We start from the raw sequence: 25200 nt of genomic DNA, 5'->3' as shown, positions 1-25200 counted from the left end.
ACAGTTAAAATCAGATAAAGTGGAATAGTAATGAGTCACCAGATCAAGCCGCATAACTTAATATTTGTGCTCGCAAGCATAACTAGCCTTTCAACTTTGACTGGGTGTGCCTCTATGGGCGTCGAACCATGGGAGCGTGACTTACTGGCTAAAAAGGAAATGGCATTAACATCATCCCCCATTGATACCGCTTTGGATGACCATATTTATTTCAGTAAAGAAGCTTCCAGTGGTGGCCGTAGCTTTGGCGGTGGAGGTTGTGGGTGCAACTAGAAAAACATAACAAAACACCAAACTTAAAAGCCCTACTCACAACTGCAACTTGTGCTTTATTGGGCTCGGCGACTAACTCAGCGTCAGCACAAGATAATTGGGAGCTAGATACGGCATTGATGTACTACGGTGAAAGCGATCGTGTAACGGCCATCGAAGCCATCATTGCTGGTCAAAAGACATATGATAATGACGAAGTTTTAAGCCTTAAACTGACCCTAGACTCATTGACCGGTGCTTCAGCCAACGGCGCGGTAGCACAGCCACAAGCGCAAACTTTTACTCGCCCTTCAGGCAATGGCTCATACACAGAAAATGCAGGAAAAACACCGCTAGATGATACCTTTAAGGATACCCGTCTTCAGCTGACAGGACAGTGGACACAACCGCTTACCTATGCTGAATTTGAAGACTATACGCTGAGTATCGGCGGCAATGTGTCAAAAGAATATGACTATTTGTCTGTATCTATTAATGGCAATTTAGCTAGGGATCTTAATAATAAAAACACTACACTTTCAGCAGGCCTCGCCTATTCATTTGACAAGATAGAGCCTGAAGGTGGCATCCCTAAACCCCTTGCAACAATGGTTATTGGCGATAATGATAGCGAAACTTTTGAACAGGCATTTGAGCAAACCCGTATTCGCGCAGATGACGATAAAAAGACGCTGGACTTGTTACTCGGCTTAACCCAAGTGATCAATCGTAGAATGATCGTGCAACTGAACTATAGCTACTCAAGTGTTGACGGCTACACCACAGATCCATTCAAAGTAATCAGTGTTGTAGACAGCGAAGGTTATACACAAAGATATCTTTATGAAAATAGGCCTAACGAACGGGTAAAGCACGCATTTTTCGGCCAAGCTAAGTATCATTTTGAAAGTACAATCTTAGATGCGTCTTATCGATTCATGACCGACGATTGGGAAATTGATTCTCATACAATAGATCTTCGCTATTACATTCCGCTTAGTCGTGGTCACTACATTGAGCCGCACGTGCGCTACTACACACAATCGGCAGCAGAATTCTATCAGCCTTTCTTAATTCAAGGGCAAGTCACACCAACCTATGTCAGCGCCGACTACCGTATTGGCGACATGAATGCTTATACGTTAGGCATTAAATACGGTATGCCTTTGAACAGCGGTGACCGTTTAGCATTTCGCGTTGAATATTATAAACAGTCGCCCAAAAGTAATGGAACGAATGCCATTGGTGTACTTAATGACGTTGAGCTTTATGAAGAGATTAACGCAGTCATTGCGCAAATCACCTACTCTTTTTAACCACATATCAGGCTAGTTTTGAATCAAAACACATCACAAAGAACGGTAATTTGCACGACACGAGACGGTGGTTATAGCCTCACTTTTGAAGCAATGGCCAGCCCATGCGAGGTATTACTTGATCACACGGATAAAGAGCGTGCCATTGCTATTGGTGATGCCGTAGCAACAGAGGCGTGGCGTATTGAAGACAAGTATTCACGTTATAAAAGCGACAGTGTTTGTGGGCAGTTAAATGCAAATGCAGGTCAACAGTGCGCCATTGATCAAGAAACGTTTCAATTACTGCAGTTTGCACAGCAATGTTATGACATCAGTGAGGGCCTATTTGATATTACCTCGGGCATTTTACGCAAAGCATGGCATTTTGATGGCTCTGAAAACATCCCTACCCAAACTTCAATCGATTCCCTCATGCCGCTAATAGGCTGGCAGCGAGTAACATTCAATTCCGAGCAGTATAAAATGCTAGCGGGCATGGAGATTGACTTTGGCGGGATAGGTAAAGAATATGCCGTAGATAAAGCTTTAATGCTTGCGCGCGAACTTACCGATGCCCCGATGCTCATTAATTTTGGGGGTGACATAGCCGTCAGTGGCCCCAGAGCAGAAAACACCCCTTGGATTATTGGCATAGAGCATCCCAGTTTTGATGAAGCTCATGTCGTTTACGTTAAAATTACCCACGGCGCCATTGCAACCAGCGGCGACGCCAAGCGCTTTTTACAAGTAGGTAACAAACGCTATGGCCATGTACTTAACGTTAAGACTGGCTGGCCCGTTGAAAATCCGCCTAGTTCCATCACCATCGCAGCCCCCAAATGTGTCCAAGCTGGTATTCTAGCAACCCTTGCTTTGCTCCAAGGCGAAAATGCCGAAAGCTATTTAGCTATGGCCGACATTCAGCACTGGATCATCAAATAGGTGTAAGTCATAGGTTTAAAGAAAAACCATCAAATTCATAGCTGTAGGTAAAGCCTATTTTTTCATCTGAGCCAAAATCATCATCAGATGCAAACATATAAGTATTAAATGATTGGTGCGCATCTATTTTGTAACTTGCGCCAACGCCATACCAATGGCCATTATAGTCATCAGAGCCTTTTGACAATCCACCGAATGACAAGGCTGTCCATTTTTCAGTCATTGGTCTAAATGCAAAATAACCTATGTACCCGCCTATGCTACTGGTAGGCAGTAAAACGTAACTTTGTTCGAGCGGCGTGTCTTGGTTTTTGACTGCCATATCGCCTTCATTTTTTGAAAGCCCGGCCATCGGAAATATTTCAATATCAAACGGTTTCACATCAAATGAGGTTAGCGGTATAAAAGTGCCAATACTGTAACCGTCTTTTTTCGCGCCATGATCAAATTCACTGTGGCGAATATTAAAATTCACAATGCCGTGTTTGAATAACCAAGAGCCACCAACTTTCCAATTAGAACCATCCTCATTAATATTTGCGTTGAGTTTTCTCACTTCATCCAAACTAATCGCCCCTGAAAGGGTCAAGTCTTCGTTATAACCTAGCGCCAATTTAGTGATCACCTTAGTTGGGTCTTCATGATGGCGCTCAGCTGCCCCTATGCTGACGTCTGCCTGACTCTGTTTATCCGCAAGTACGGGAGTCGCAAAGATTGAACATGTAAACACCAGCAAAAAGAATCTTTTATGCATTGAAAATACAACCTATAGGCAATAAATTAGCCACTGTGACAATATTAATGCTGTTATTTTAACCTGATATTAAGATCGTGACTGTAACTCGACAACCGCAAAATGTAGTTTATTGGCGTTCGAGTGTAATCTTTATGCATACTTAGGATCTTTAGCTGAGCGTTGCAAAGGAGCTATTACCAGCACTTAACAGTAAGGCGAGGAAAAGTGAATATGGAAATGTTTATTTCAGGAGCGTGTCATTGCGGTTCCATTAAATATCAAGCAGCGGTGAATCCGGAGCAAGTGATAATTTGTCATTGCGAAGATTGCCAACAACTCTCAGGCAGCGCCTTTAGAACTGTTGTCATGTCAAAAGAGGTGACGTTTATTCAAGGCACACCTAAAGAATATATAAAAATCGCTGAAAGCGGTAATCGACGAGCTCAAGGTTTTTGTGGTGATTGTGGCTCCGCACTTTACGCAACTTCCGTTGACCATCCATCTATCAATACAACCAAAGTGTATGGTCTTCGTGTGGGGACGATAAAAGAAAAAAACCAGCTGACACCTAAGGTTCACATATGGTGTCGTTCAGCACAAGCATGGCTTAAACAAATGCCAACAATGAAAATGTTTGACTGTGGGCCCAACTAACCTCGTTTTAATTCACTATAAGTAGGTTTGTAGTCGAAGCATTGGCGTTGAATTCTCAAATGGAAGTTAAGTGTAGCGCCCCGGCTGAACTAAAGATGTCCAATTATAATTAAAAATAATGTATCAACAGCTCAGCTCTTTAATGCGCAATTTATCTTGGATACACCTGCATTAATCAGGATAAAAGATGTTGCTCATATCACGTTAATTTTGTAACGTGAAGAGATTGGACATTAAGTGTGTAGTGTATGCCCTTAGTCAAAGCAAGAATAGATTTATCCAGTTCACGAAAAATTGTGGTTGCCACATGCCTAGTTTTGCTCGGGCTCATTTTCTGGAATAAATATTCTGCAATTAAGTTACATCAGTCATATCAACACGCCCTGATGGATTCCGTAACTAACAGTGTCCTATCCGATTACCAAGAACATTTAACCAAACTTCGCGCTTCCATTGATCAATTCCAATACCAACACTTTCAACAAATTAAGCGCTTTGCTGAACTTGGCCCTGTTATATCAGAAGAAGAGTATATGGCGCTATTAGCGCAGCTGAAAAACGATATCCCTAATGTAAAGTTATTCTCCATTGTCGACAACAATGGACAAGGCGTTTTAAAACACATCACTGGAGATTTTTTGCCTGATTGCAAGGAAGAAATTCGAAGTACTATAGACAGCGGCACTCAAGAGCACATTTTTCTTCATCGCAGCAAAACTAGTATACATTTTGATTTACTCGAACCACTAGTCACGCACGCTAGTGGTAGATGGTTCTTTTTTGTCGCGTTTGATACACAAGTGTTCAAAGAGTTGTTGAATAAATATCAGTTGCCGCATCAGCAAATGTTTCTTCTTCGACAGGATAATATTGGAAAAATAGAACTCAGTACTGAAATAAACCATGATCAAGAAATTGATAACACCATGCTTATGTCTGAGCATGAAATTCAGCGATTCAATTTTCTAAAAAAGATCCCACGTACTCGTTGGCAATTAGCGATCCGCCTATCACCACAGTACACCAATAAAATGATCCGAGATGGCGCCATAAAGGCGTTTGCTTTGTGGTTATTTGCTAGTGGATTAATTTTTATTTTCTACAAAGCATTAAGACAGCGGATAACAAAGCAGCAAGCCGTGGAAAAAGAACTTGAATTTGAAAGCTCACATGATTCCCTTACTCGTACTATAAACCGAGCAACATTTGAAAAATCACTCGAACATACCATATCGGCAAATCAACGCTCGCAGAGGACAGGTGAAAAATTAGGTACGATCTACCTGATTGATATTGATAACTTTCAACTAATTAACAACACATATGGCTATAGCGAAGGTGATAACTGTTTGAATTTGTTATCACGTTGGTTAATCAGCTTCTTACCCACCCAAGCAACAGTCAGTCGCCTAGGTAATGATGAGTTTGCGGTATTACTACCCAACATGCCTCATGATAAGGCCGAAGAGTACGCCAATACCATCAGAGAAGACATCTTATCGCTCAAATTCAAACATCTAGCAGAGCAATTGAGTGTATCTGCCAGTATTGGTGTTTTCAATTTCGATGATGCGCAACAGGACGTTGGTGCGGTATTAAATTCTTTAAGCCAAGCCGTTAAGCTAGCTAAGCAGAAAGGTAGGAATAGGATTCAATTGTATCAAAGCAATGACGATGAGCTTAAACAGCACGCCCAAGAAATGGCAGTGATCAAAGATGTTCGTCATGCACTCGCCGATGATCACTTTGTGCTTTACCGACAAAAGATAGTTGATCTGCATGGTAAGAATATCAATAAGTATGAGGTATTGATCCGCTTGAGGGATAAAGAAGGCGTCCTTATTCCGCCTAGCACATTCATCCCTGCCTCTGAAAAGTACGGCTTGATTAAACAAGTCGATCGCTGGGTTATTAACGCTACTTTTAAAGAAATTTCTACAAACGAAGGAACGCTTGATACTAAGTACAGCATCAACCTTTCAGGGATTACTTTAGCTGACAATGACATCTTTGACTATGTCAGTGAGTTACTCAGCCAATACAATATTGACCCTAGTCGAATAGGGTTTGAAATAACTGAAACCTATGCCATTACTCACTTAACCTCCGCACTAGATTTCATTACCCGAATGACAGATTTAGGTTGTGAATTCTCACTTGATGATTTTGGCAGTGGCCTGTCTTCATTTAGTTATTTGCAAAAACTTCCTGTGCATTATGTGAAAATTGATGGCTCCTTCGTCCACGATATATGCAGCAATCGATTAAATCAGGTGTTTGTTGAATCAATGCATAAAGTAGTAACAGAAATGGGTAAAAAGACGATTGCAGAATTTGTTGAAAACGAACAAACGTCACAGCTTTTAGCGGAATTAGGCATCAACATGGCGCAGGGGTTTTACTGTCATAAACCAGAGCCGTGGTTAGTTTAAAGCAGCCAACCTATAGAGATAGTCCATGTTGCTCTAAGACGCTAATGTGCTGTTCTCTGACATTATCTAGGGCCTGTTGAAATTGATTAATCAATCGATCCGGCGTTGAACGATTAAAAGCATAATAATTACCGTTAACACTTAACGTCCACACCCGCTTAAATTCAGACTCACTCATGTCGTTTTGTACCACCAATGCGGGTAACGATTCATAGGTCAGTAACATCAAATCCGCACGTTTAGATTTTATCATTTTTAGGGCTTGATCTAACTTAGTCACACTGAACATCTTGAGCTTTGGAAACCCTGTTTTAATCAACTCAAATTCCGAGACGTCATCACGGACAGTCACTACCGTATATTCAAAGGTATCTTTGACATCATTGATATCATGATTAAAATCACTGGATGAAATAAATGCGAGGCTATTAGTAAAAATTGGCCCCACCCATTTAAACAAATTTTCACGCTCTGGCGTTCTGATCATTGAGAACAGTACAGTCAAAGGTTGCTTAAGAGTATTACGGTAGCCTCTCGCCCACGGTACCATTTTAATGCTTTGCTCAGCGACCCCCATGTCTCGCCAAATAAGCTTTAATGTATCAACTGAAGCCCCTGTTAATACATCATTTTCAACGTAATTTGCTGGAGCGTAACTTTCAGTATAGTAAGTAAATAATGTCGGTGTGATGGTATCTATTGGCTCAGCACATGCGTAGCCAAAAACAAAACACCAACAAAAAGCGACTTTTTTCCACATTAGAAAAACACCTGAAAATTTACTGTATCAATAAAACTGGAAAACACTACACAAGGTGTTAGCCTCATGTAAACAAGGTGTTACATCATAGCTATTTTAAGGGCTGAGTCCATACTTTTTAAGAATTTCTAGACGCTGCGCTGTAACATTATCAAAGGATTGTTGAAACTGTTTGATCAGCCGATCTGGCGTACCATGATGAAATGCATAATAATTTTCATCGGCGCTTATTGTCCACACCCGCTTAAAGTTGCTTAGTTTCATGCCATTTTTAATTACCAACCGCTCTAGCGCTTCATGAGTTACAAACATCAAATCAGAGCGCTTGGAGTCGAGCATCTTAAGTGCCTGACTCATGTCCGTCACTTTGATCATGTTGATGGCTGGAAAAGCCGTCTTCATCAACGCCAATTCAGAAAAGTCGTCCCTGACAATGACAACTGTGTGCTTAAACGTATCTTCAACCGAGTTAATTTCGCCCGTAAAATCAGATCGAGAAATTAGTACATGAGTATCAGTAAAAATAGGCCCAACCCATTTGAAATGCTTTTCACGCTCTGGCGTTTTGACCATGGAAAACAGCATAGACAGTGGTTTAATCAGGGTTGTTTTATAGCTCCTTGCCCATGGCATCACACGAATCTTCTGATCAGGTACTCCCATGTCTTGCCACATGAGTTTTAATACTTCTACGGAAGCTCCGGTTACCTCGCCATTTTCAATGAAATTTAACGGGGCATAGTTTTCGGTGTAATAATTAAATAATGTCGGTGTAATGACGTCCACCGGTTCGGCCATTACCGAGCCGATAAAACAAAACCATAAAACCCAGACGCTTCTTATCATTCTTTATTTACCACTCATTACTGCTTGCATTCTTTTATTCCGTGAGGTTTAGGTGCCATTGTTTCAGGATCAACACAAACAAAAGTAACATCATTCACTTCACAAATAATGCTGTGTGTAGACTTGTTCCTTACTAAGACATCAACCGTGATAGAAGTTCTCCCTAACATTGTGGTTTTCATGCCAAATTCAATAATATTTCCTTTATGGGCGGGCGATCTGAAATTGATTTCACCAAAACGTGCAGTAACCATGGTCATGTCATCTTGGTTGCCAAGTTGGCATTTGGCATAAATATAAATCTCTTCATCAATCCACGACATCATCGTGCCACCAAACAATGTGTCGTTATGGTTTAAATTACCGGTTTGCACTAAGCGACGTCCATAAAACGTCCAAGGCTGATTATTACTGCTCACTTACGTCTCCCAAATACAACAATATAAGTTAAGTGTAGCAACAACTTATCTATCCCTCAGAAATACATTCAAACTATTTATTTGATATAGCGCGGTTATATCGATTTTACTTAAATTATGGTGCTGATTTTAATAGGCAGTTACAGTAAACTAGCGAGCATTATTGAAGATAAGTGAATGTCTAATGTCAGATTCAGAACAAAACACGCAACAAGATCAAGAGAACACCACCCATTTTGGCTTTAAAACCGTAGAGTCTAAAGACAAAGCGTCAATGGTTGCAGGCGTATTTCACTCTGTAGCCCAACAATATGACATCATGAACGATCTTATGTCTTTTGGTATTCATCGTTTATGGAAGCGTTTTACCATAGATGCCAGCGGCGTTCGTCCGGGCAATAAAATACTCGACTTGGCCGGCGGAACCGGTGACTTAACCGCTCGTTTTTCACAGCTAGTAGGCCGTGAAGGTAAGGTAATCTTGGCCGACATTAACAGTTCTATGCTTAACGTAGGTCGAGAAAAACTGCGCAACAAAGGCTTAGTACAAAACATCGAATACGTGCAAGCCAACGCTGAATACTTACCATTTGATGATAATACTTTTGATATTGTTACCATCGCCTTTGGCTTAAGAAATGTTACTGACAAAGACAAAGCATTAGCTTCAATTTTTCGAGTGTTAAAGCCTGGTGGTCGATTGTTGGTGTTAGAGTTTTCCAAGCCTGAGCACGAGTTATTGAACAAAGCCTACGATTTTTATTCGTTTAATATTTTACCGAAAATGGGTGAAGTTATCGCGAAAGATGGCGACAGTTATCAGTATCTGGCTGAGTCTATCCGCATGCATCCAGACCAAGAAACTTTGAAGTCAATGATGGAAGCGGTGGGTTTTGAACAAACTACCTATCACAATTTAACCGGTGGTGTGGTTGCCTTGCATAAAGGCTATAAGTTTTAACAAGCTATGCTACGACAATTTATGCACATTCAACTGCTGAGCTCGACCATCGAGCTGATATTGAATCAAGCGTTAAAGCTCAGCAATCAGTCAGCGTCGGCACTAACCCCTTTGACCAACAAGTCACTGGCGATTGAATTGAGTGAATTAAACGCGGTACTTTGTTTGACGGTTCACGAACAGCAGCTTGTGGTCTCGAGTCCAACACTTGATGACGATGGTTATGATTGTAAAATTACCACCAGCGTAAAAACACTGGTGCAACTAAAAACAGAACAACAGCTTACCCAGTTAATCAAAGATAATCAGTTAGATATCACGGGCGATATTAAGGTTGCACAACAGTTCGCCAGCATTTTTGAGACTCTTAACATTGATTGGCCTAGTGAGTTGGAAAAACACATTGGTGATATCGCTACCCACAAGCTGTTAACACTATTCAAAAGCGTTGATAAAAAAGTGAAATTTGCCCAAAGCCAAATCAGTAGTGACGCCAGCGAATATCTTGTTTATGAAAAAAAATGGCTTGTCACAAGGTTAGAAATTGATAATTTTGCTAAAGATGTCAAAGCGATCAATCACAAATACCAAGATATAGAGCAACATTTTTCGGCTTTTTCTGACAAGCTCGAACACATTCATCAACGTATATTCAAAGAAGGTTAATCACTGTGCGTATCAGACGTTTATATAAAATAGTCAAAACCTTTTTGCAGTTCGGCTTAGATGAGTTAATCCCTAAAAAAGCTTTACCGTGGTATGCAAAATTGGCTCGCTACAGTTTGTTTTGGTTACGTAACCAACATAAAGATAAGTCCAAAGCTAAACGACTTAAGCTAGCCATCGAATCCCTCGGTCCAGTGTTCATAAAATTTGGCCAAATGCTGTCAACACGCCGAGATTTATTGCCTGATGAATACGCTGAAGAATTAGCGATTTTACAAGATAAAGTCACGCCTTTTGCTGGCAATGTCGCCGAGCAACAAATTCGTCAAGCAATGGGCAATGACGCTTTTGAACATCACTTTACTGACTTTGACACCGTCCCCTTGGCATCAGCGTCTATCGCACAAGTACATACTGCAACACTGTTAACCGAAGAACAGCAGCAAAATGTCGTTATTAAGGTATTAAGGCCAGGGATCGAAAAAATCATCCATGCTGATCTTGATGTCATGCAAATGTTTGCAGCTATTGTGGCGAGATGGCTAAAAGAAGGTAAACGTCTTCGCCCTATTGAAGTTGTCAAAGAATATCGGAAAACCATTTTAGACGAGCTTGACTTGAACCGTGAAGCAGCCAATGCTATCCAACTAAAGCGTAACTTTTCACAGGGTAGTGAGAAAGATCATGCCTTATATGTACCCGAAATTCATAGCCAATACTCCTTTAAAAACGTACTGGTCATGGAACGTATTTATGGCATTGGCGTTGGTGAAATTGACACCTTAAACTCACTGGGTGTCAACATGAAATTACTTGCCGAGCGCGGTGTCGAAGTATTCTTCACGCAAGTCTTTCGCGACAGTTTCTTTCACGCAGACATGCATCCAGGTAATGTCTTTGTTGATGCAACCAATCCAGCAGATCCAACATGGATTGCCATTGATTGCGGTATTGTAGGCACGTTAAACAAAGAAGATAAACGCTATTTAGCGGAAAATTTTGTTGCGTTTTTCAACCGTGATTACCGCAAGGTCGCGCAGCTACATGTCGACTCTGAGTGGGTACCACGTGGTACAAATGTCGATGAGTTTGAATTTGCTATTCGTACCGTTTGTGAGCCCATTTTTAATAAACCACTGTCGGAAATATCTTTTGGGCAAGTATTGATCAATTTGTTTAATACAGCCAGACGCTTTGATATGCAAGTACAGCCCCAGCTAGTGTTACTGCAAAAAACCTTGTTGTATATTGAAGGGCTTGGGCGTCAGCTTTATCCTCAACTGGACTTATGGCAAACCGCCAAACCTTTCTTAGAAGAATGGGTCAAAGAGCAAATGGGCGTTAAGGCGATTCTTAATAAAGTTAAAGAGAATGTGCCGTTTTGGAATGAGAAGTTGCCTGAAATCCCAGATCTAGTCTATGACTATCTAAGTGCCGGCAAAGAAGCGCAATTTCAGCAAGCGCAATTACTCAAAAAAATACACCAAGAGCAAAGTGCCCAAAACAAGAAGCTTGTTTATGGTGTACTGGCCGCTGGCTTTGTCATCACCTTTGCTTTGTTGATTGATTCGTCTCATCACACACTAATGGCTGCAGGAGCACTTTCCGCCTTGTTTTGTCTTTTTAAAGCAATAAAATAGCTAAACCGACGCGCCAAATTGTAGAGATTTGGCCACAATATCTTGTCTAAAACACGTTAATAATGAACGGTTAAATTTGTTTTAAATCAATGTAATATAATTTGTAGTTCATATACTTAAACAACAATCACATTAACGGAACTAACATTGTTTGAAACGCTTAAAAAGTTAGCTAAGTTTATGATCGATAGCATAAGAGATTTAGCTCCGATTGTGCTGGTTATACTCTTTTTTCAGCTAGTCATTATCCAACAACCTTTACCTAATCTAGACCAATTAGTCATTGGTGTCTTCTTTGTTTTACTTGGCCTCACCTTTTTTATTCATGGATTGGAGCAAGGTTTGTTTCCCATTGGCGAATCCATGGCCCACGCATTTGCTCAAAAAGGCAGTGTTGCTTGGCTGTTACTATTTGCTTTTGCCTTAGGCTTTGGCACCACCGTTGCTGAACCAGCCTTGATCGCGGTAGCTGCAGAAGCGGCGAAAGTGGCTGCCAATGGCAATATGATTGCATCAAGTGATCAAGCCATGGCCAGTTACGCATCAGGATTACGTTTGACCGTCGCTTTCTCTGTTGGTTTTGCTATTGTTTTAGGCGTATTTAGAATTTTAAAAGGTTGGCCAATCCAATGGCTGATTATTGGCGGGTACGTACTCGTGGTCATCATGACTATATTTGCTCCCGTTGAAATCATTGGCATCGCCTATGACTCTGGCGGTGTAACCACCTCGACCATCACGGTCCCGCTAGTCACGGCCTTAGGAGTTGGATTAGCCTCTTCAATAAGTGGCCGAAATCCGATGATTGATGGTTTTGGCTTGATAGCCCTGGCCTCCCTCACACCGATGATATTTGTCATGGCTTACGGCATGGTGATGCTATGACAATGCTAGATATGATTACTCAAATTTGGTCGACAATGGTCGCTACTGTTACTGACGTACTTCCCATAGCCGCGATATTATTTGGCTTTCAATTTGCCGTCATTCGCAAACCACTACCTAACTTTGCCAAAGTCGTTGCTGGGTTTATTTGGGTACTAGTCGGGCTATCTTTTTTCTTGATCGGCCTAGAGTGGGCACTATTTCCCCTAGGTAAATTGATGGCGCAGCAACTAACTGATCCGGTATTTATCAGTGGCGCTTCAGAAGCGGTAAGTGCCGCAGAAGCCGCCGCAGATTTACATTGGCAAGATTATAGCTGGGTATACTTATTTGCGTTTTTGATTGGCCTTAGTACCACCATCGCTGAGCCTTCTTTAATTGCTGTTGCTATTAAGGCCAATGAAGTATCAGGTGGTTCTATTGGCATATGGGGATTACGAATTTCTGTCGCTCTTGGGGTTGCTGTAGGTATTTCCTTAGGTTGTTACCGTATTGTAGTTGGCGATCCTATTCATTGGTATATTATGGTGGGTTATGTGGTAGTAGTCATTCAAACCATGTTTGCCCCTAAATTGATCATACCTCTCGCTTATGATTCGGGCGGCGTTACAACGTCAACGGTTACTGTCCCGCTTGTCGCCGCATTAGGCTTAGGTCTAGCGGAGACCGTACCAGGGAGAAGTCCACTGATTGATGGATTTGGACTCATCGCGTTTGCCAGCCTATTCCCTATTATGTCAGTTATGGCGTATGCTCAACTGTCAGAGTGGCGAACAAACAGAAGTAAAAAACATTCAACATGAATCGCTTGGAGAAAATTACATGCATTTTAAAATGATCATTGTGTTCGTTGAAAACAGCGCCACTGATGACGTGATGAAATCCGCTAGAAAAGCCGGAGCTACTGGTGCCACTGTCATCAATAACGCCCGCGGTGAAGGGTTGAATCAATCGAAGACTTTTTTTGGTCTGAGCTTAGAGACTCAACGGGATGTGCTGTTATTTTTAGTAGAAGAACATTTAAGTCGCCATATTTTAGAAGAAATTGCCCGTGTCGGTAAATTTGAGGAAAAGCCCGGTACCGGTATTGCGTTTCAACTTGACGTTGAAGACGCTGTTGGTATTAGCCACCAAATAAGCCAATTAACGTCAGCAGTGGAGAATGAACTGTGAACAGTAAAGTACAAATCAAAGCACAAGAAGTGATGACTGAAGGCTTTGTCATGCTCGATGGCATGAAAACAGTGAGAGACGCGCTAACAGCCATGAAAGAGCAAAATACCAGTGTGGTTATTGTTGAAAAGCGGAATGAACATGACGCCTATGGTATTGTATTACTCGCGGATATCGCCAAGCATGTATTAGCCAAAGATCGCTCACTAGATAGGGTCAACATATACGAAATTATGTCCAAGCCAGTGGTCTCTGTACCACCTCAAATGGATGTACGTTACTGTGCTCGTCTGTTTGAAAAATTTGGTTTGTCTTGTGCACCGGTGATAGATTCAGAAGAAATTCTCGGACTGGTTGGCTATAAAGAATTACTGCTTAACGCATTTGAACACGATCAATTTGAATAATAGTCTTTTCAGTTTACCGATCAGATCTTTATACGACATAGCATAAAGATCTGATACAAGCTACGATGAGTAATTGATGATTAACCGTCTTTCTTTTTCAACATTTCTCGTAGGTTAGCAACACCTTTTTGTGCCGTTTGTTTCTTTTCTTCATGAGATTTTTGCGGTCGATCATTTTCCCACATTAGATCGTCTTGAGGTAATTCATGCAAAAAACGGCTAGGTTCAGTACGTGCCAACTCACCAAACTGTCTACGCTCTTTAGCGTAGGTGAAAAACATCTCACGTTGTGCGCGGGTGATACCTACATAGGCTAATCGGCGCTCTTCATCGACATTGCCTTCATCGACACTGGTTTGATGGGGTAATAACCCCTCTTCCATGCCTATTAAAAACACATACGGAAACTCAAGTCCCTTTGATGCGTGCAGGGTCATCAATTGCACTTGATCAGAGAATTCTTCTTCTTCGTTTCGCTCCATCATGTCACGTAGAGTTAAGCGCGTAACTACTTGCGCCAGTGTCATCGGTTCTTCCATGTCGTCACCTTCTAACATTTGCGTGACCCAACTGAATAATTCGGTGACATTTTTCATGCGCATTTCAGCAGCTTTACCGCTAGGCGAAGTATCGTATAACCAGTCTTCATAGTTAATGTCGCGGATCATTTTACGCAATACTGAAGGCGTTTCCCCACGTTCGGCATGATCGGCAGTTTCAACAAGCCAACGGGTGAATTTTTGTACATTGACCAAGGCGCGTCCAGTCAATGTCTGTTCTAAACCTAATTCAAAACTTGCAGCAAACATACTTATTTTTCGCTTGTTGGCGTAATTACCCAACTTTTCCAGCGTGGCAGGACCAAGTTCACGGCGTGGCACATTAACGATTCGCAAAAACGCATTATCATCATCAGGATTTACTAGCACACGTAAATAGGCCATCACGTCTTTGATTTCTGCTCGAGAAAAGAACGAAGTACCACCACTGATTTTATAAGGAATACGGTTAGTGGTTAACGCTTTTTCAAGTAACCTTGACTGATGGTTGCCGCGATAAAGTACTGCATAATCTTTGTAATGAGTTTTATTTAAGAATCGATGACCAATGAGCTCACCCACTACACGTTCCACTTCATGTTCTTCATTTTTAGTTTGCAGCACTTTCAACGGCATGCCGTAATCTAGCTCACTAAATAATGCTTTATCGTAAACATGCGGGTTATTAGCAATCAAAATATTGGCTGACTTTAAAATGCGGCCACTTGAGCGATAGTTTTGCTCAAGCTTGATCAATTTCAAATTCGGGTAATCTTGCCCCAGTAGTACCAGATTTTGTGGTTTCGCACCGCGCCATGAATAGATAGATTGATCATCGTCACCTACTACGGTCAGACGTCCGCGCTCGCCAGTGATCAGTTTAACGAGTTCGTATTGGCTGGCGTTAGTATCTTGATACTCATCTACCAGCATATAACGAATTTTTTTCTGCCAGCGTTCCCTAACTTCTGCGTAATTTTTTAATAACAACGTAGGAATAAGAATTAAATCATCAAAATCCAGCGCATTGTATGCGCGCATATGTTGATGGTAGCGCTGATAATATTCAGCATACTCGGCTATATCAGCATCACCTGCTTGCTTTAGTACCTGATCGGGTAGTAACAAGTCATTTTTCCAGTTGGAGATCATCGACTGGAGCTTACTTAACAAATCTTTATCACCGTCTAACTCTTCTTCCGTCAGCTCTTTTAATAATGCCAGCGTGTCTTGATCATCAAATAAGGTGAAACCAGGTTTATAACCTAGAGTTTTTATTTCTCGGCGGACAATATCTAGTCCTAATGAGTGGAATGTAGAAACGGTTAACCCCCTGGATAAGTCTTTGCCCAACATTTTTGAGACACGCTCTTTCATTTCACGGGCCGCTTTATTGGTAAAAGTTACTGCGGCAATATTGCGCGCTTTGTAATCACATTTTTGGATGAGGTACGCTATTTTTTGACAGATCACACCGGTTTTACCACTGCCTGCACCAGCAAGCACTAAACAAGGGCCACTGATGTATTTTTTGGCTTCATCCTGACGAGGGTTTAACTTCATTTAATTAGGTTACGTAAAGGCTTCAAGGCGCAGATTTTACCTTTTTTTACCGCTAACTACAGTAATCAAACAGAATTTATCTGTAATACTCATGGGATTATTAAGGGAATTGTTTACAATATGGGGAATTAACCACTAAGTGTAGAAATTATGATTAACGCTAAAAAAATTGAAGAAATCGCCAAACAAGTTTCAGAATCAATCCCACCAAGCCTAAAAAACATGGCTACCGATATTGAAGACAAAACTAAAACAGTTTTGCAGCGCAAACTATCGCAGCTTGATGTGGTGACAAGAGAAGAGTTTGATGTGCAAACACAGGTGCTGATTAAAACCCGTGAAAAGGCGACAATATTGGAAGCAAAACTTACTGAGTTTGAAGAAAAATTTGCTCAACTGGAGCAGTTATTGGCGCAAAAAGACACGTAGCATCACATTAAATCGAAGACGTAATTTGCTTTTACTCAATGAGAAAGCGAATTGATTCGAATGTTTTTTGTGCTAATTGATGGTCAGTATCATCAACGAATTGAATTTCGATAGAAAGCTTCATGTATGAGCCCATGCCTGGGATTTCCCTTACTTGTGCAACATGTAGTGCGATAACTTTTTGACTGATAAATTTTATCGCATCTTTTCCATCTACTATTACCTCTGTGATTTTTGCATCAGATAATTCATCAAAATCAGAAGAGTAGCGACCATAATCATACATTAGCTTCATTGATTCACTCGACAATGTACCAGCCGTAGAATCAATAGTTATACTGCTATCAGCAATAAGCTCTGCTGGATAATCAAAACAGAATTGACCATCCACACAGAGTGTTTTCCATTCATGTGCCATGAGAGGCCTAACCATAATCAGCAGTAACGTTAACGCCAGTAAAAACTCTCGTACATTAGTCACTAACTATTTTGACACTCTTTTACGGACAAGAAACATGAGTGACAATAGCATCAAGGTTAACGTTTCCGGCTCCGGAATGTCGGGCGTAGCTTCAGCCACTATTAAAACAGGTAAGATATTGATGAATAAACGGTTATTAGCATCGGTTTGTACCAGGTTACTGGCTAAAATAGTTGCGACTTCAGCATCGTTTAATCCAATCCCGCCATTGATGGTTGGATCCATTAAGTTACCAACCCCATTACGGTGAGCTAAATTCAAGTTGTGACCAAGTTCATGAGCAAGAAGTTCGGCATTATTAGGACCACTGGCAAAGACTGATTCCACAACAAAATCGTTACCAGGTAAATCTCCACAGCCGACATAATTCACATTTATGTTACCGCACCATGTTAAATCATCTAAGAACCAGAAATTAACTGTATTCACACCGCCATAATGATTACCATTTAAGGTGTTCCATTTGGCAAGAGAATCCATATTTAACAAGTTTGGATCAACATGTTCCACCGCTGGCCCGATTCTAATATCAATGGTGTTATTGCCAAAAACTGCCTGCGAGAACACTGCATCTAGCCCAGCTTCATCAATGGTTATAAAGGCAGCATGAGCTGCGTTTGCCAACGACATCAACACTAACATTGCCATTGTTTTCAAAGTTAAATTTTTCATTCAACACTCCTGTCCATAGTACCGAAAATATTGACTTGTCCATGTATTAGCAATAAAAGAGCCAAATATTAACTACAAAAATATCAATTAGTTGTATTGAACAAAATTACTTGAAGTGAATATATGTAAACAATGCTGACAATAATATGCTGCTCACAACGGACAAGTTAATAAATGACTTGTCCATTGTGACATTAGTATTTAGATTAATACTTAGCTGCTTTATTTTTAGCAGGCAAAGACGCTTTCATAAAAGCACGAATATCTTCATTGGACTGCTCTAGGTCAGCACGACGAAGATACATCATATGACCACTTTCATACCCTTTAAACGATAAACGCGATTTCATTATCCCACTTGGGTCTAATTGCCACATAGTATACTTAGCATCAAAATAGTTGGTCGCACCGTCGAAGTATCCTGCTTGAATCATCACGTTAAGATAGGGGTTTTGTGCCATTGCTTGACGCAAATTTTCACCTGTTTTATTGTTTTGTCTATTCCACGGTCTGACCGGACCAAACATGTTGTATTTAGTGTCAGTAACATAATCAAGCTCTTCACGCAGGTAATAGTTAATTGCAGGTGTGAAACTGTGAAGCCAAGAAGTCAGCTCGGCATTGTAATCAGGTTTACTGCCGACCACTTGCTTGTCGATACCTAAATAGCGCGAGTCTAAACGACCAATAGTTTGCTTGCGATCTCGTAAAAGTTCTTTCCAAAAGTATGAAGTGGCAATGTCCAAATTACTGTTAAGAACTTCTTCTACCGCTAAGCCCGAATAGTGAGACACTTTGTTGGCAATCGCTTGTTTTTCCTGTGCTGAAATAAAACCACCTTTGGCAAGCGCCGGCATATACTCATTGACGGTAAAATCTTCAACCTCATTGAGAAGGGTTAGCAGTTTTTTATCTTGTAAAGATTGTTCTAATGCATTGTGATACCACGCTGCTGCGGAAAAATATGGGAGACGATTGGCCGACTTAACCGGACCATCACGCTTAATGCCGATATCAGTAGGCGAAACCAAAATAACACCGTTTAGATACATCCATTGGCGATTTTGTAGCTCTAAGGAAAGACCAGAAACACGGGTTGTGCCGTAGCTTTCGCCAATTAAATATTTAGGTGAGCGCCAGCGTTCGTTACGTGAGACAAAGGTGGTGATCCATTCGGCTAAATATTTCACATCCGCATTCACACCAAAGAACATCTTTTTCTGCTCTTCTTTGCTCGGCATTTTTCCTTCTTTAGTTGGCAAAACGCGTGAGTAACCGGTATTTACTGGATTGACATAAACAATGTCGGCAACGTCTAAGACAGAATAAGGGTTTGTTTTCACACCGTAAGGTTGTAACGGATAACCTTCATCATCAACATTTAATACACGAGGGCCTGTATAAGCTACGTGCATCCACACTGAAGCTGATCCGGGGCCACCGTTGAAGGAAATTAACAATGGACGAGTGCTGTTATTTTTAACATCTGTACGTTGATAGTAGGTATAAAATAATGTTGCTGTAGGATCGCCATCGCTATTCCACACAGGTTGAGTGCCCGTAGTTGCAGAATAGTTAATTTTTTTCCCTTTGATTTTCGTTGTATGCTCGGTTGTATTTTTAGCGTCAATCTCTAATGTACGTTTGTTGTCTGCCCAAGTTTGGCTCAAGGTACAAACATACAAAGACACGAGTAATATTATTCTTTTCATTAAAAAGCTGCCTTATCTTTGCATTAGATTAGACAGCCTAGAATAAGATGAGGGAATTGTCAGAATTTATCGCCGAATTACCACTTTTGCAGGTTAAGTGCGACCAAATAACTTCCTTTCCAAGACAAACCCCATAATGCCACATGAAAACAGAAACACGGCAATCACTTGCAGCCACGCATTGATGGATTGTTTGACCTTTTCTTCTTTATAGAATTGGTAATATCTAACGCCTCGTTCGGTAGGCTTTGATAGAGTTTCTCCGCGCCAATCATCCATTACAATCACGTCTACATCTTTACGCTTTTCCATTTCCAATCGCTTATTTTCTCTGACGGTATGAGCTTCTGCGCGTGGCATTAGTCTGATCCAATTTTGAAAAATATCTTTGGGCTCTCCATCCAAAACAACCCCCTCTGAGCGATAAATGTATTTCGTTTCACTGAACAATAATTTTGTAAAACCTGTAAAAAATAGCGTCACTGCAATAACAATAAACACACAGGACGTTAACAAATAATGTCGCCTCTTTTTGAAGTCTATTTGTGCTTTTTGTGTCAACCAATTATCGACATCGGCAATTTGCTTCAATGTCGATTTAATTTCCGATTGTTCAAATAGCGCCAAAAAATCATCAAGGTTAATATTTAGCGCACTGAGTAAGCGCCTAAATATTTCATTCGAAGGTATTGATTTGTCGTTTTCCAATTTAGATAAGTAAGATTGTTCTATACTTGCCAATTCTGACAACTCTGGCTGACTTAAATTTTTTGCTTGTCTTAATTGTTTTATCTGTTCACCTAACGTCATAAGTTTGTCCTTGTATTGAATGAGTGTTGTAGGACTTAGCCGGCTGCCTGATACCTATTCTTAGTTATTCCTATAGAAATATGAAGCTGAATAATCGTGAATGTTAAAGAATATGCCCTGATTTTTGGCGATTAGTCATTAGACATAAAAAAAGCCAAGCGACGGCTTGGCTTTAATATTCAAAATAAAAGCAAAATGGGTTGTGTTACTTTTCCTTCATGTTCCACAAAATATCTTGCCCTGAGCCCATCACCGTAGTGGGCAACTTACCGTCCCATTGCTGCGCTTTGACGTACTCAACTAGGACTTTACTTGTTTTAATCGCTTCTGCTTTTTTATGAATCGCTTCTGCTTCAGCAAGACCTTTGAGTTTTATTGCTTCTGCCTCAGCGCGTGCTTCTGTGGTAATTGCATAGGCTGAGCCATCTGCTCGGGCTTTTTCTGCATCACGTTTGGCTTCTGCGGTATTCACCTCCCGCTGTGCTTCGAGTTTTTGACGCTCAAGACGGTGTTTTTCTGCCGCCGCTAAGTTTTTCTCGGTTTGCTTGGTTTCAATACTCTGCAAATACTTTGCCGGTAGAATTAAGTTTTCTATCTGCACGCTATCTAGTTTTACAGGAAACTCAGCCATGGTAGAAAGCAAGGTTTCTTCAATTTGTTGAATTACCTTACCGCGATTTTGAACAATTTCTTCGGCCTTAAAACGCGCTAACGCATCTTTAGCTGCTGAGCGCAAACGAGGATCCAGTATGCGATTTTCAAACTGATCTAATCCGCCATAATTTTTGTATAGCTCGAAAGCTTCTGGACGAATCACAGTCCAGTTCACAGAGACTTCAGCTTGGACTGGCATTTGCTCGAATGTAGACGCTTTTAGTGTTTCTGCGTTTTTTCGAGTTCGAATTTCTAATTCTTCGACTGAATCAGCAAATGGGACTTTAAAATGAAGACCAGGATTCACTTGACTTGTGGCTTCACCAAAACGTTTCACAATACCAACATGACCTTCATCAATCGTATAAAAAACCGTCCAAAATATTGCTGCTGCGACAGCTAATGCAGCCACAACTTTTGAGTTTTTGACCACACTTTTTGTATTGAGTGATTTATTTTCTAATCCGTTATTTTGCATATTAATACTCCTGTTTTATCGGCGAGTTTTACAGGACCCGACCGACATAATATGTCATACATTTTTGTTTCTTGCAAATAGACTGAAATAACCAAAAGATATATAGAGATGTGGATTTGTGAAAATTCAAAAGGAGACAACCAGCAAAAACTTTGTATTAACTGGCTGTTTTATATAAGTTAAGCTTATTTATTGTTGGAAAGAAAAGCGTGATAGGCTTGATTTTGTGTTTCTTCTTGCCACTCGTAACCTAAGTCTTTTAGGTGTCTGAAAAAAGCCAATTGCTGGTTGTCATTGACTTCAAAACCCGCTAAAACTTGGCCAAACGCGGCGCCATGGTTGCGATAATGAAATAAGGTAATATTCCAATGTTCTCCTAACGTATCTAGAAATTTTTCTAACGCCCCAGGGTATTCAGGAAATTGGAACCTAAAAATACGCTCATCTTTATTCTCAGCACTTTGACCGCCAATCATATACCTTACGTGCAGTTTGGCGAGTTCATTGTCAGTAAAGTCTCGTACTTGATATTGAGATTGTGTGAGGTTTTGCAATAAAGAGACACGTTCCTCAACACCGCCTGATATTTTAACCCCAACAAATATATTCGCTTCCTTACTTCCCGCATAACGATAATTAAATTCAGTAATGCCTCGGCCCGACAACGCTTGGCAAAATTTTCTGAAACTTCCTTTTTCTTCAGGAATTGTCACCGCGAGTACCGCTTCTTTCTGCTCACCCAATTCGCAGCGTTCAGACACATAACGAAGGCTATGAAAATTCATGTTTGCACCTGACAAGATGGCAACTATTGATTCGTTACCTTGACTGGTTTGGCAATACTTATTCACGCCAGCAAGTGACAGCGCCCCTGCGGGTTCGGCAATAACTCGGGTGTGTTCAAAAACATCTTTTATTGCGGCACAAATTTCATCACTAGAAACAGTGATCACATCATCGCAATAGTGTTTTATTAAACCAAAAGTATGCTCACCGATTCGTTTCACCGCAACGCCATCAGCAAACAAGCCGACATGACTTAAATCCGTTGGTTCGCCCTGCTCCATCGCCGCTAATAAACAAGCAGAATCTTCAGCTTCAACCCCGATAATTTTTATTTCAGGACGCAGCTGCTTTAAATAGACTGCCATTCCAGCAAGCAAGCCTCCGCCTCCTACAGGGACAAACACCACATCCGCATGAGGTAATTGTTGCAGCAGTTCTTTAGCAACCGTGCCTTGACCAGCAATAACATCTGGATCGTCGAATGGGTGAATTAACGTTTTGTTCTCGTCTTCAGATATTCCTTGTGAAGCCGTTTGTGCTTCGTTGAAACTTTTTCCAATTAAGCGTACTTCGGCCCCTAAACGTTTTACGTTATCAACTTTAATTTCAGGCGTAGTGATCGGCATCACGATAGTCGCTTTGATGCCAAGTTTGCTGGCCGCCAGCGCAAGCCCTTGAGCATGGTTACCAGCACTTGCAGCAACAACGCCGTGCAAACATTGCTGCTCACTTAAATGACTCAACTTATTGTAGGCACCGCGGAGCTTAAACGAATGTACTGGCTGTTGGTCCTCACGCTTTAAAAAAATTTGATTATTTAAACGCGACGAGAGCTTGTTGAGAGGTGTAAGCTCGGTTTCTTTCGCAACGTCGTAAACCGGTGCCAACAGTATGCGCCTTAGATAATCTAAAGCGATTTCTTCTTGGCTTAGCGTGATTTTGTCTGGATTGGTTTTAGTCATTATCCGCCTCTTTTGCAGGCTGAGTTTCACCGTCGAGTAATGCTCTGTTACGTACAGCACCTTTGTCAGCGCTTGTTGCCAACATGGCATAGTTTTTAAGAGCATAACTGATTGGACGTACGCGATCTTTAGGTTTCCATGACGCCTTACCTTTAGCATTCATGGCAACCTTGCGCGCCGCTAGTTTTTCATCAGATATTTCTAATTTAATTGAACGGTTTGGAATATCAATATGAATAATATCGCCCTGCTCCACAAGCGCAATCACACCTCCACTTGCGGCTTCTGGGGATACATGGCCAATCGATAAACCTGATGTACCACCTGAAAAACGACCGTCCGTTAGCAACGCACACGCCTTACCTAGGCCCATTGATTTGAGGTATGTCGTTGGGTAAAGCATTTCTTGCATGCCAGGACCACCTTTAGGACCTTCGTAGCGAATAACCACGACTTCTCCGGCTACAACCTTGCCGTCTAAAATACCCGCTACGGCATCATCTTGGCTTTCAAAAACATGAGCTGGGCCTGTGAAAGTCAAATTATCATCACTTACGCCAGCGGTTTTAACGACACAACCATCAACAGCAATATTGCCAGAAAGTACAGCTAGACCGCCTTCCGTTGAAAACGCGTTATCGATTGAGCGAACACAGCCGCTTTCACGATCATCGTCCAATGTGTCCCATCGACAATCTTGACTAAATGCTTTGGTGGTACGAATACCCGCAGGACCGGCACGATAGAATTTTTTAACATCTTCATCAGAAGTGATTTTGATATCATATTTTTCAATAACATCAGCTAGTGAGGTTCCAAGTACATTAGGTACATCGGTTTTCAATAAACCTGCACGTGCTAACTCACCTAAAATGGCAATAACACCACCGGCGCGATGGACATCTTCCATATGATATTCAGGCGTTGACGGAGCAACTTTACATAATTGCGGCACAATACGAGAAAGCTTGTCCATGTCTTCCATGGTGTAATCAATTTCAGCTTCTTGAGCTGTCGCTAATAAATGCAATATTGTGTTAGTTGATCCACCCATAGCGATATCTAGACACATGGCATTATGTAACGCGTCTTTATTAGCAATGTTACGTGGTAACGCACTTTCGTCGTTGTCCTGATAATAGCGCTTTGTCAATTCAACTATTTGTGAGCCTGCTTTTAAAAATAACTGTTCACGATCTGCATGAGTGGCCAACATTGAGCCATTGCCCGGTAACGCTAGGCCTAAAGCTTCAGCTAAACAGTTCATTGAGTTAGCGGTGAACATACCAGAACAAGAGCCACAAGTCGGACAGGCAGAGCGTTCAATTTGATCACTTTGCTCGTCAGATACTTTAGGATCCGCCCCTTGAATCATCGCATCAACTAAATCAAGTTTAATGATTTGATCTGACAGTTTAGTTTTTCCTGCTTCCATTGGGCCACCGGAAACAAAAATGACCGGAATATTGAGGCGCATAGCTGCCATTAACATCCCCGGTGTAATTTTGTCACAGTTCGAAATACACACCATGGCGTCAGCACAATGAGCATTGACCATGTACTCAACAGAATCTGCTATTAAGTCGCGAGAAGGTAAACTATAAAGCATACCGCTGTGTCCCATCGCAATTCCATCATCTACCGCTATAGTGTTAAATTCTTTGGCAACCCCTCCCGCTTCTTCAATCGCGCCAGCAACCAGTTGTCCCATATCTTTTAAATGAACATGCCCAGGTACAAATTGAGTAAAAGAGTTAACCACAGCAATAATCGGCTTGCCAAAATCACCATCCGTCATCCCCGTAGCGCGCCACAATGCTCGTGCACCCGCCATATTACGACCTTGGGTTGATGTTGCTGATCTAAGTTTTGGCATTATCTTCTCTTCCTACTAAAAATGTTCATTTAAAAAATTTGTTATATTTATAACGATGAGTATTTGTCTTCTTTAGCTCTGTTGAGCGTAAAGAAAACGAGAAATTAAGAGCTCAATTTAAAGGCGGGAACGCGCTGCTTATAACTATAAGTGAGCATTCCCAACAC

General features: G+C 41.2%; 25 protein-coding genes. 13 read left to right on the top strand and 12 right to left on the bottom strand.

The window, feature by feature from the left end:
- Nucleotides 1–30: 30 nt before the first annotated feature.
- From QUE03_RS00355 to QUE03_RS00345, 3 genes are read left to right on the top strand one after another with little or no spacing between them, the layout of a single operon-like run.
- Nucleotides 31–273 carry a DUF4266 domain-containing protein gene (locus QUE03_RS00355; protein WP_286263987.1) on the top strand — a complete coding sequence of 81 codons (243 nt, stop codon included), beginning with the start codon at nt 31–33 and terminating at the stop codon, nt 271–273.
- Complete coding sequence (locus QUE03_RS00350) at nt 264–1568, top strand: DUF3570 domain-containing protein (protein ID WP_286263985.1); 1305 nt, start codon at nt 264–266, stop codon at nt 1566–1568. Before QUE03_RS00355 ends, QUE03_RS00350 begins: the two co-directional genes overlap by 10 nt.
- 18 nt (nt 1569–1586) lie before the next feature.
- Nucleotides 1587–2492 carry an FAD:protein FMN transferase gene (locus tag QUE03_RS00345; protein WP_286263983.1) on the top strand — a complete coding sequence of 302 codons (906 nt, stop codon included), beginning with the start codon at nt 1587–1589 and terminating at the stop codon, nt 2490–2492.
- A 7-nt stretch (nt 2493–2499) separates the two neighbouring features.
- On the opposite strand, the gene QUE03_RS00340 is transcribed toward QUE03_RS00345, so the two are convergent.
- Complete coding sequence (locus tag QUE03_RS00340) at nt 2500–3246, bottom strand: hypothetical protein (RefSeq protein ID WP_286263981.1); 747 nt, start codon at nt 3244–3246, stop codon at nt 2500–2502.
- 213 nt (nt 3247–3459) lie between these two features.
- On the opposite strand from QUE03_RS00340, the gene QUE03_RS00335 reads away from it, so the two are divergent.
- Both QUE03_RS00335 and QUE03_RS00330 read left to right on the top strand, forming a co-directional pair.
- Nucleotides 3460–3882 (top strand): GFA family protein, encoded by a 423-nt coding sequence (locus tag QUE03_RS00335; protein WP_434019798.1) that lies wholly within the window; start codon nt 3460–3462, stop codon nt 3880–3882.
- Nucleotides 3883–4130: 248 nt separating this feature from the next.
- Nucleotides 4131–6314 carry a putative bifunctional diguanylate cyclase/phosphodiesterase gene (locus tag QUE03_RS00330; RefSeq protein WP_286263978.1) on the top strand — a complete coding sequence of 728 codons (2184 nt, stop codon included), beginning with the start codon at nt 4131–4133 and terminating at the stop codon, nt 6312–6314.
- 10 nt (nt 6315–6324) lie between these two features.
- On the opposite strand, the gene QUE03_RS00325 is transcribed toward QUE03_RS00330, so the two are convergent.
- The 3 genes from QUE03_RS00325 to QUE03_RS00315 form a co-directional block, all read right to left on the bottom strand.
- A complete protein-coding gene (locus tag QUE03_RS00325) occupies nt 6325–7074 on the bottom strand; it encodes a substrate-binding periplasmic protein (protein ID WP_286263976.1) in 750 nt (249 codons plus the stop codon).
- Nucleotides 7075–7170: 96 nt separating this feature from the next.
- A complete protein-coding gene (locus tag QUE03_RS00320; protein WP_286263974.1) occupies nt 7171–7920 on the bottom strand; it encodes a substrate-binding periplasmic protein in 750 nt (249 codons plus the stop codon).
- A gap of 17 nt (nt 7921–7937) precedes the next feature.
- A complete protein-coding gene (locus QUE03_RS00315) occupies nt 7938–8339 on the bottom strand; it encodes an acyl-CoA thioesterase (protein WP_286263972.1) in 402 nt (133 codons plus the stop codon).
- A 184-nt stretch (nt 8340–8523) separates the two neighbouring features.
- Between QUE03_RS00315 and ubiE the strand changes: the two genes are divergently transcribed.
- The 7 genes from ubiE (at nt 8524) to QUE03_RS00280 (ending at nt 14071) form a co-directional block, all read left to right on the top strand.
- Nucleotides 8524–9300, top strand: a complete 777-nt coding sequence (ubiE, locus tag QUE03_RS00310) for a bifunctional demethylmenaquinone methyltransferase/2-methoxy-6-polyprenyl-1,4-benzoquinol methylase UbiE (RefSeq protein WP_286263971.1) — start codon at nt 8524–8526, stop codon at nt 9298–9300.
- 21 nt (nt 9301–9321) lie between these two features.
- On the top strand, nt 9322–9966 hold the full coding sequence (locus tag QUE03_RS00305; protein WP_286263969.1) for a ubiquinone biosynthesis accessory factor UbiJ: 645 nt from the start codon (nt 9322–9324) through the stop codon (nt 9964–9966).
- Between the two features lie 5 nt (nt 9967–9971).
- Nucleotides 9972–11606 carry a ubiquinone biosynthesis regulatory protein kinase UbiB gene (gene ubiB, locus QUE03_RS00300; RefSeq protein ID WP_286263967.1) on the top strand — a complete coding sequence of 545 codons (1635 nt, stop codon included), beginning with the start codon at nt 9972–9974 and terminating at the stop codon, nt 11604–11606.
- Between the two features lie 180 nt (nt 11607–11786).
- A complete protein-coding gene (locus tag QUE03_RS00295) occupies nt 11787–12491 on the top strand; it encodes a DUF1538 domain-containing protein (RefSeq protein ID WP_286263965.1) in 705 nt (234 codons plus the stop codon).
- Entirely contained in the window at nt 12488–13294 is an 807-nt protein-coding gene (locus QUE03_RS00290) for a DUF1538 domain-containing protein (RefSeq protein WP_286263962.1), read from the top strand. The genes QUE03_RS00295 and QUE03_RS00290 overlap by 4 nt, the downstream gene beginning before the upstream one ends.
- 19 nt (nt 13295–13313) lie before the next feature.
- Nucleotides 13314–13664 carry a P-II family nitrogen regulator gene (locus tag QUE03_RS00285; RefSeq protein WP_286263959.1) on the top strand — a complete coding sequence of 117 codons (351 nt, stop codon included), beginning with the start codon at nt 13314–13316 and terminating at the stop codon, nt 13662–13664.
- A complete protein-coding gene (locus QUE03_RS00280) occupies nt 13661–14071 on the top strand; it encodes a CBS domain-containing protein (RefSeq protein ID WP_286263957.1) in 411 nt (136 codons plus the stop codon). Before QUE03_RS00285 ends, QUE03_RS00280 begins: the two co-directional genes overlap by 4 nt.
- Nucleotides 14072–14151: 80 nt before the next feature.
- Here the strand turns inward: QUE03_RS00280 and rep are convergent, their stop codons facing one another.
- Complete coding sequence (rep, locus tag QUE03_RS00275) at nt 14152–16173, bottom strand: DNA helicase Rep (protein WP_286263955.1); 2022 nt, start codon at nt 16171–16173, stop codon at nt 14152–14154.
- Between the two features lie 150 nt (nt 16174–16323).
- On the opposite strand from rep, the gene ubiK reads away from it, so the two are divergent.
- The gene (ubiK, locus tag QUE03_RS00270) at nt 16324–16602 is read left to right on the top strand and encodes a ubiquinone biosynthesis accessory factor UbiK (protein ID WP_286263954.1); all 279 of its coding nucleotides are present in this window, start codon (nt 16324–16326) and stop codon (nt 16600–16602) included.
- A gap of 31 nt (nt 16603–16633) precedes the next feature.
- Here ubiK and QUE03_RS00265 read toward each other — a convergent pair whose 3' ends face one another.
- The 7 genes from QUE03_RS00265 to ilvD all read right to left on the bottom strand — a co-directional run bounded on the left by QUE03_RS00265 (nt 16634) and on the right by ilvD (nt 25033).
- Nucleotides 16634–17083 (bottom strand): hypothetical protein, encoded by a 450-nt coding sequence (locus tag QUE03_RS00265; RefSeq protein ID WP_286263953.1) that lies wholly within the window; start codon nt 17081–17083, stop codon nt 16634–16636.
- A gap of 3 nt (nt 17084–17086) precedes the next feature.
- Nucleotides 17087–17755: a PEP-CTERM sorting domain-containing protein gene (locus QUE03_RS00260; RefSeq protein ID WP_286263951.1), complete on the bottom strand. Its 669-nt coding sequence runs from the start codon at nt 17753–17755 to the stop codon at nt 17087–17089.
- Between the two features lie 206 nt (nt 17756–17961).
- The gene (locus tag QUE03_RS00255) at nt 17962–19467 is read right to left on the bottom strand and encodes a S10 family peptidase (RefSeq protein WP_286263949.1); all 1506 of its coding nucleotides are present in this window, start codon (nt 19465–19467) and stop codon (nt 17962–17964) included.
- Nucleotides 19468–19560: 93 nt separating this feature from the next.
- Nucleotides 19561–20277 carry a helix-turn-helix domain-containing protein gene (locus QUE03_RS00250; protein ID WP_286263946.1) on the bottom strand — a complete coding sequence of 239 codons (717 nt, stop codon included), beginning with the start codon at nt 20275–20277 and terminating at the stop codon, nt 19561–19563.
- Nucleotides 20278–20482: 205 nt separating this feature from the next.
- A complete protein-coding gene (locus QUE03_RS00245) occupies nt 20483–21409 on the bottom strand; it encodes an SPFH domain-containing protein (protein ID WP_286263944.1) in 927 nt (308 codons plus the stop codon).
- Between the two features lie 185 nt (nt 21410–21594).
- Nucleotides 21595–23157, bottom strand: coding sequence for a threonine ammonia-lyase, biosynthetic (ilvA, locus tag QUE03_RS00240; RefSeq protein WP_286263942.1), 1563 nt, complete (start codon nt 23155–23157; stop codon nt 21595–21597).
- Nucleotides 23150–25033, bottom strand: a complete 1884-nt coding sequence (ilvD, locus tag QUE03_RS00235; RefSeq protein ID WP_286263940.1) for a dihydroxy-acid dehydratase — start codon at nt 25031–25033, stop codon at nt 23150–23152. The genes ilvA and ilvD overlap by 8 nt, the downstream gene beginning before the upstream one ends.
- Between the last annotated feature and the right edge of the window lie 167 nt (nt 25034–25200).

It is taken from the genome of Thalassotalea atypica, from assembly GCF_030295975.1.
GTDB classification, from domain to species: Bacteria; Pseudomonadota; Gammaproteobacteria; order Enterobacterales; family Alteromonadaceae; genus Thalassotalea_F; species Thalassotalea_F atypica.
This window is presented reverse-complemented; position numbering and strand designations above follow the sequence as displayed.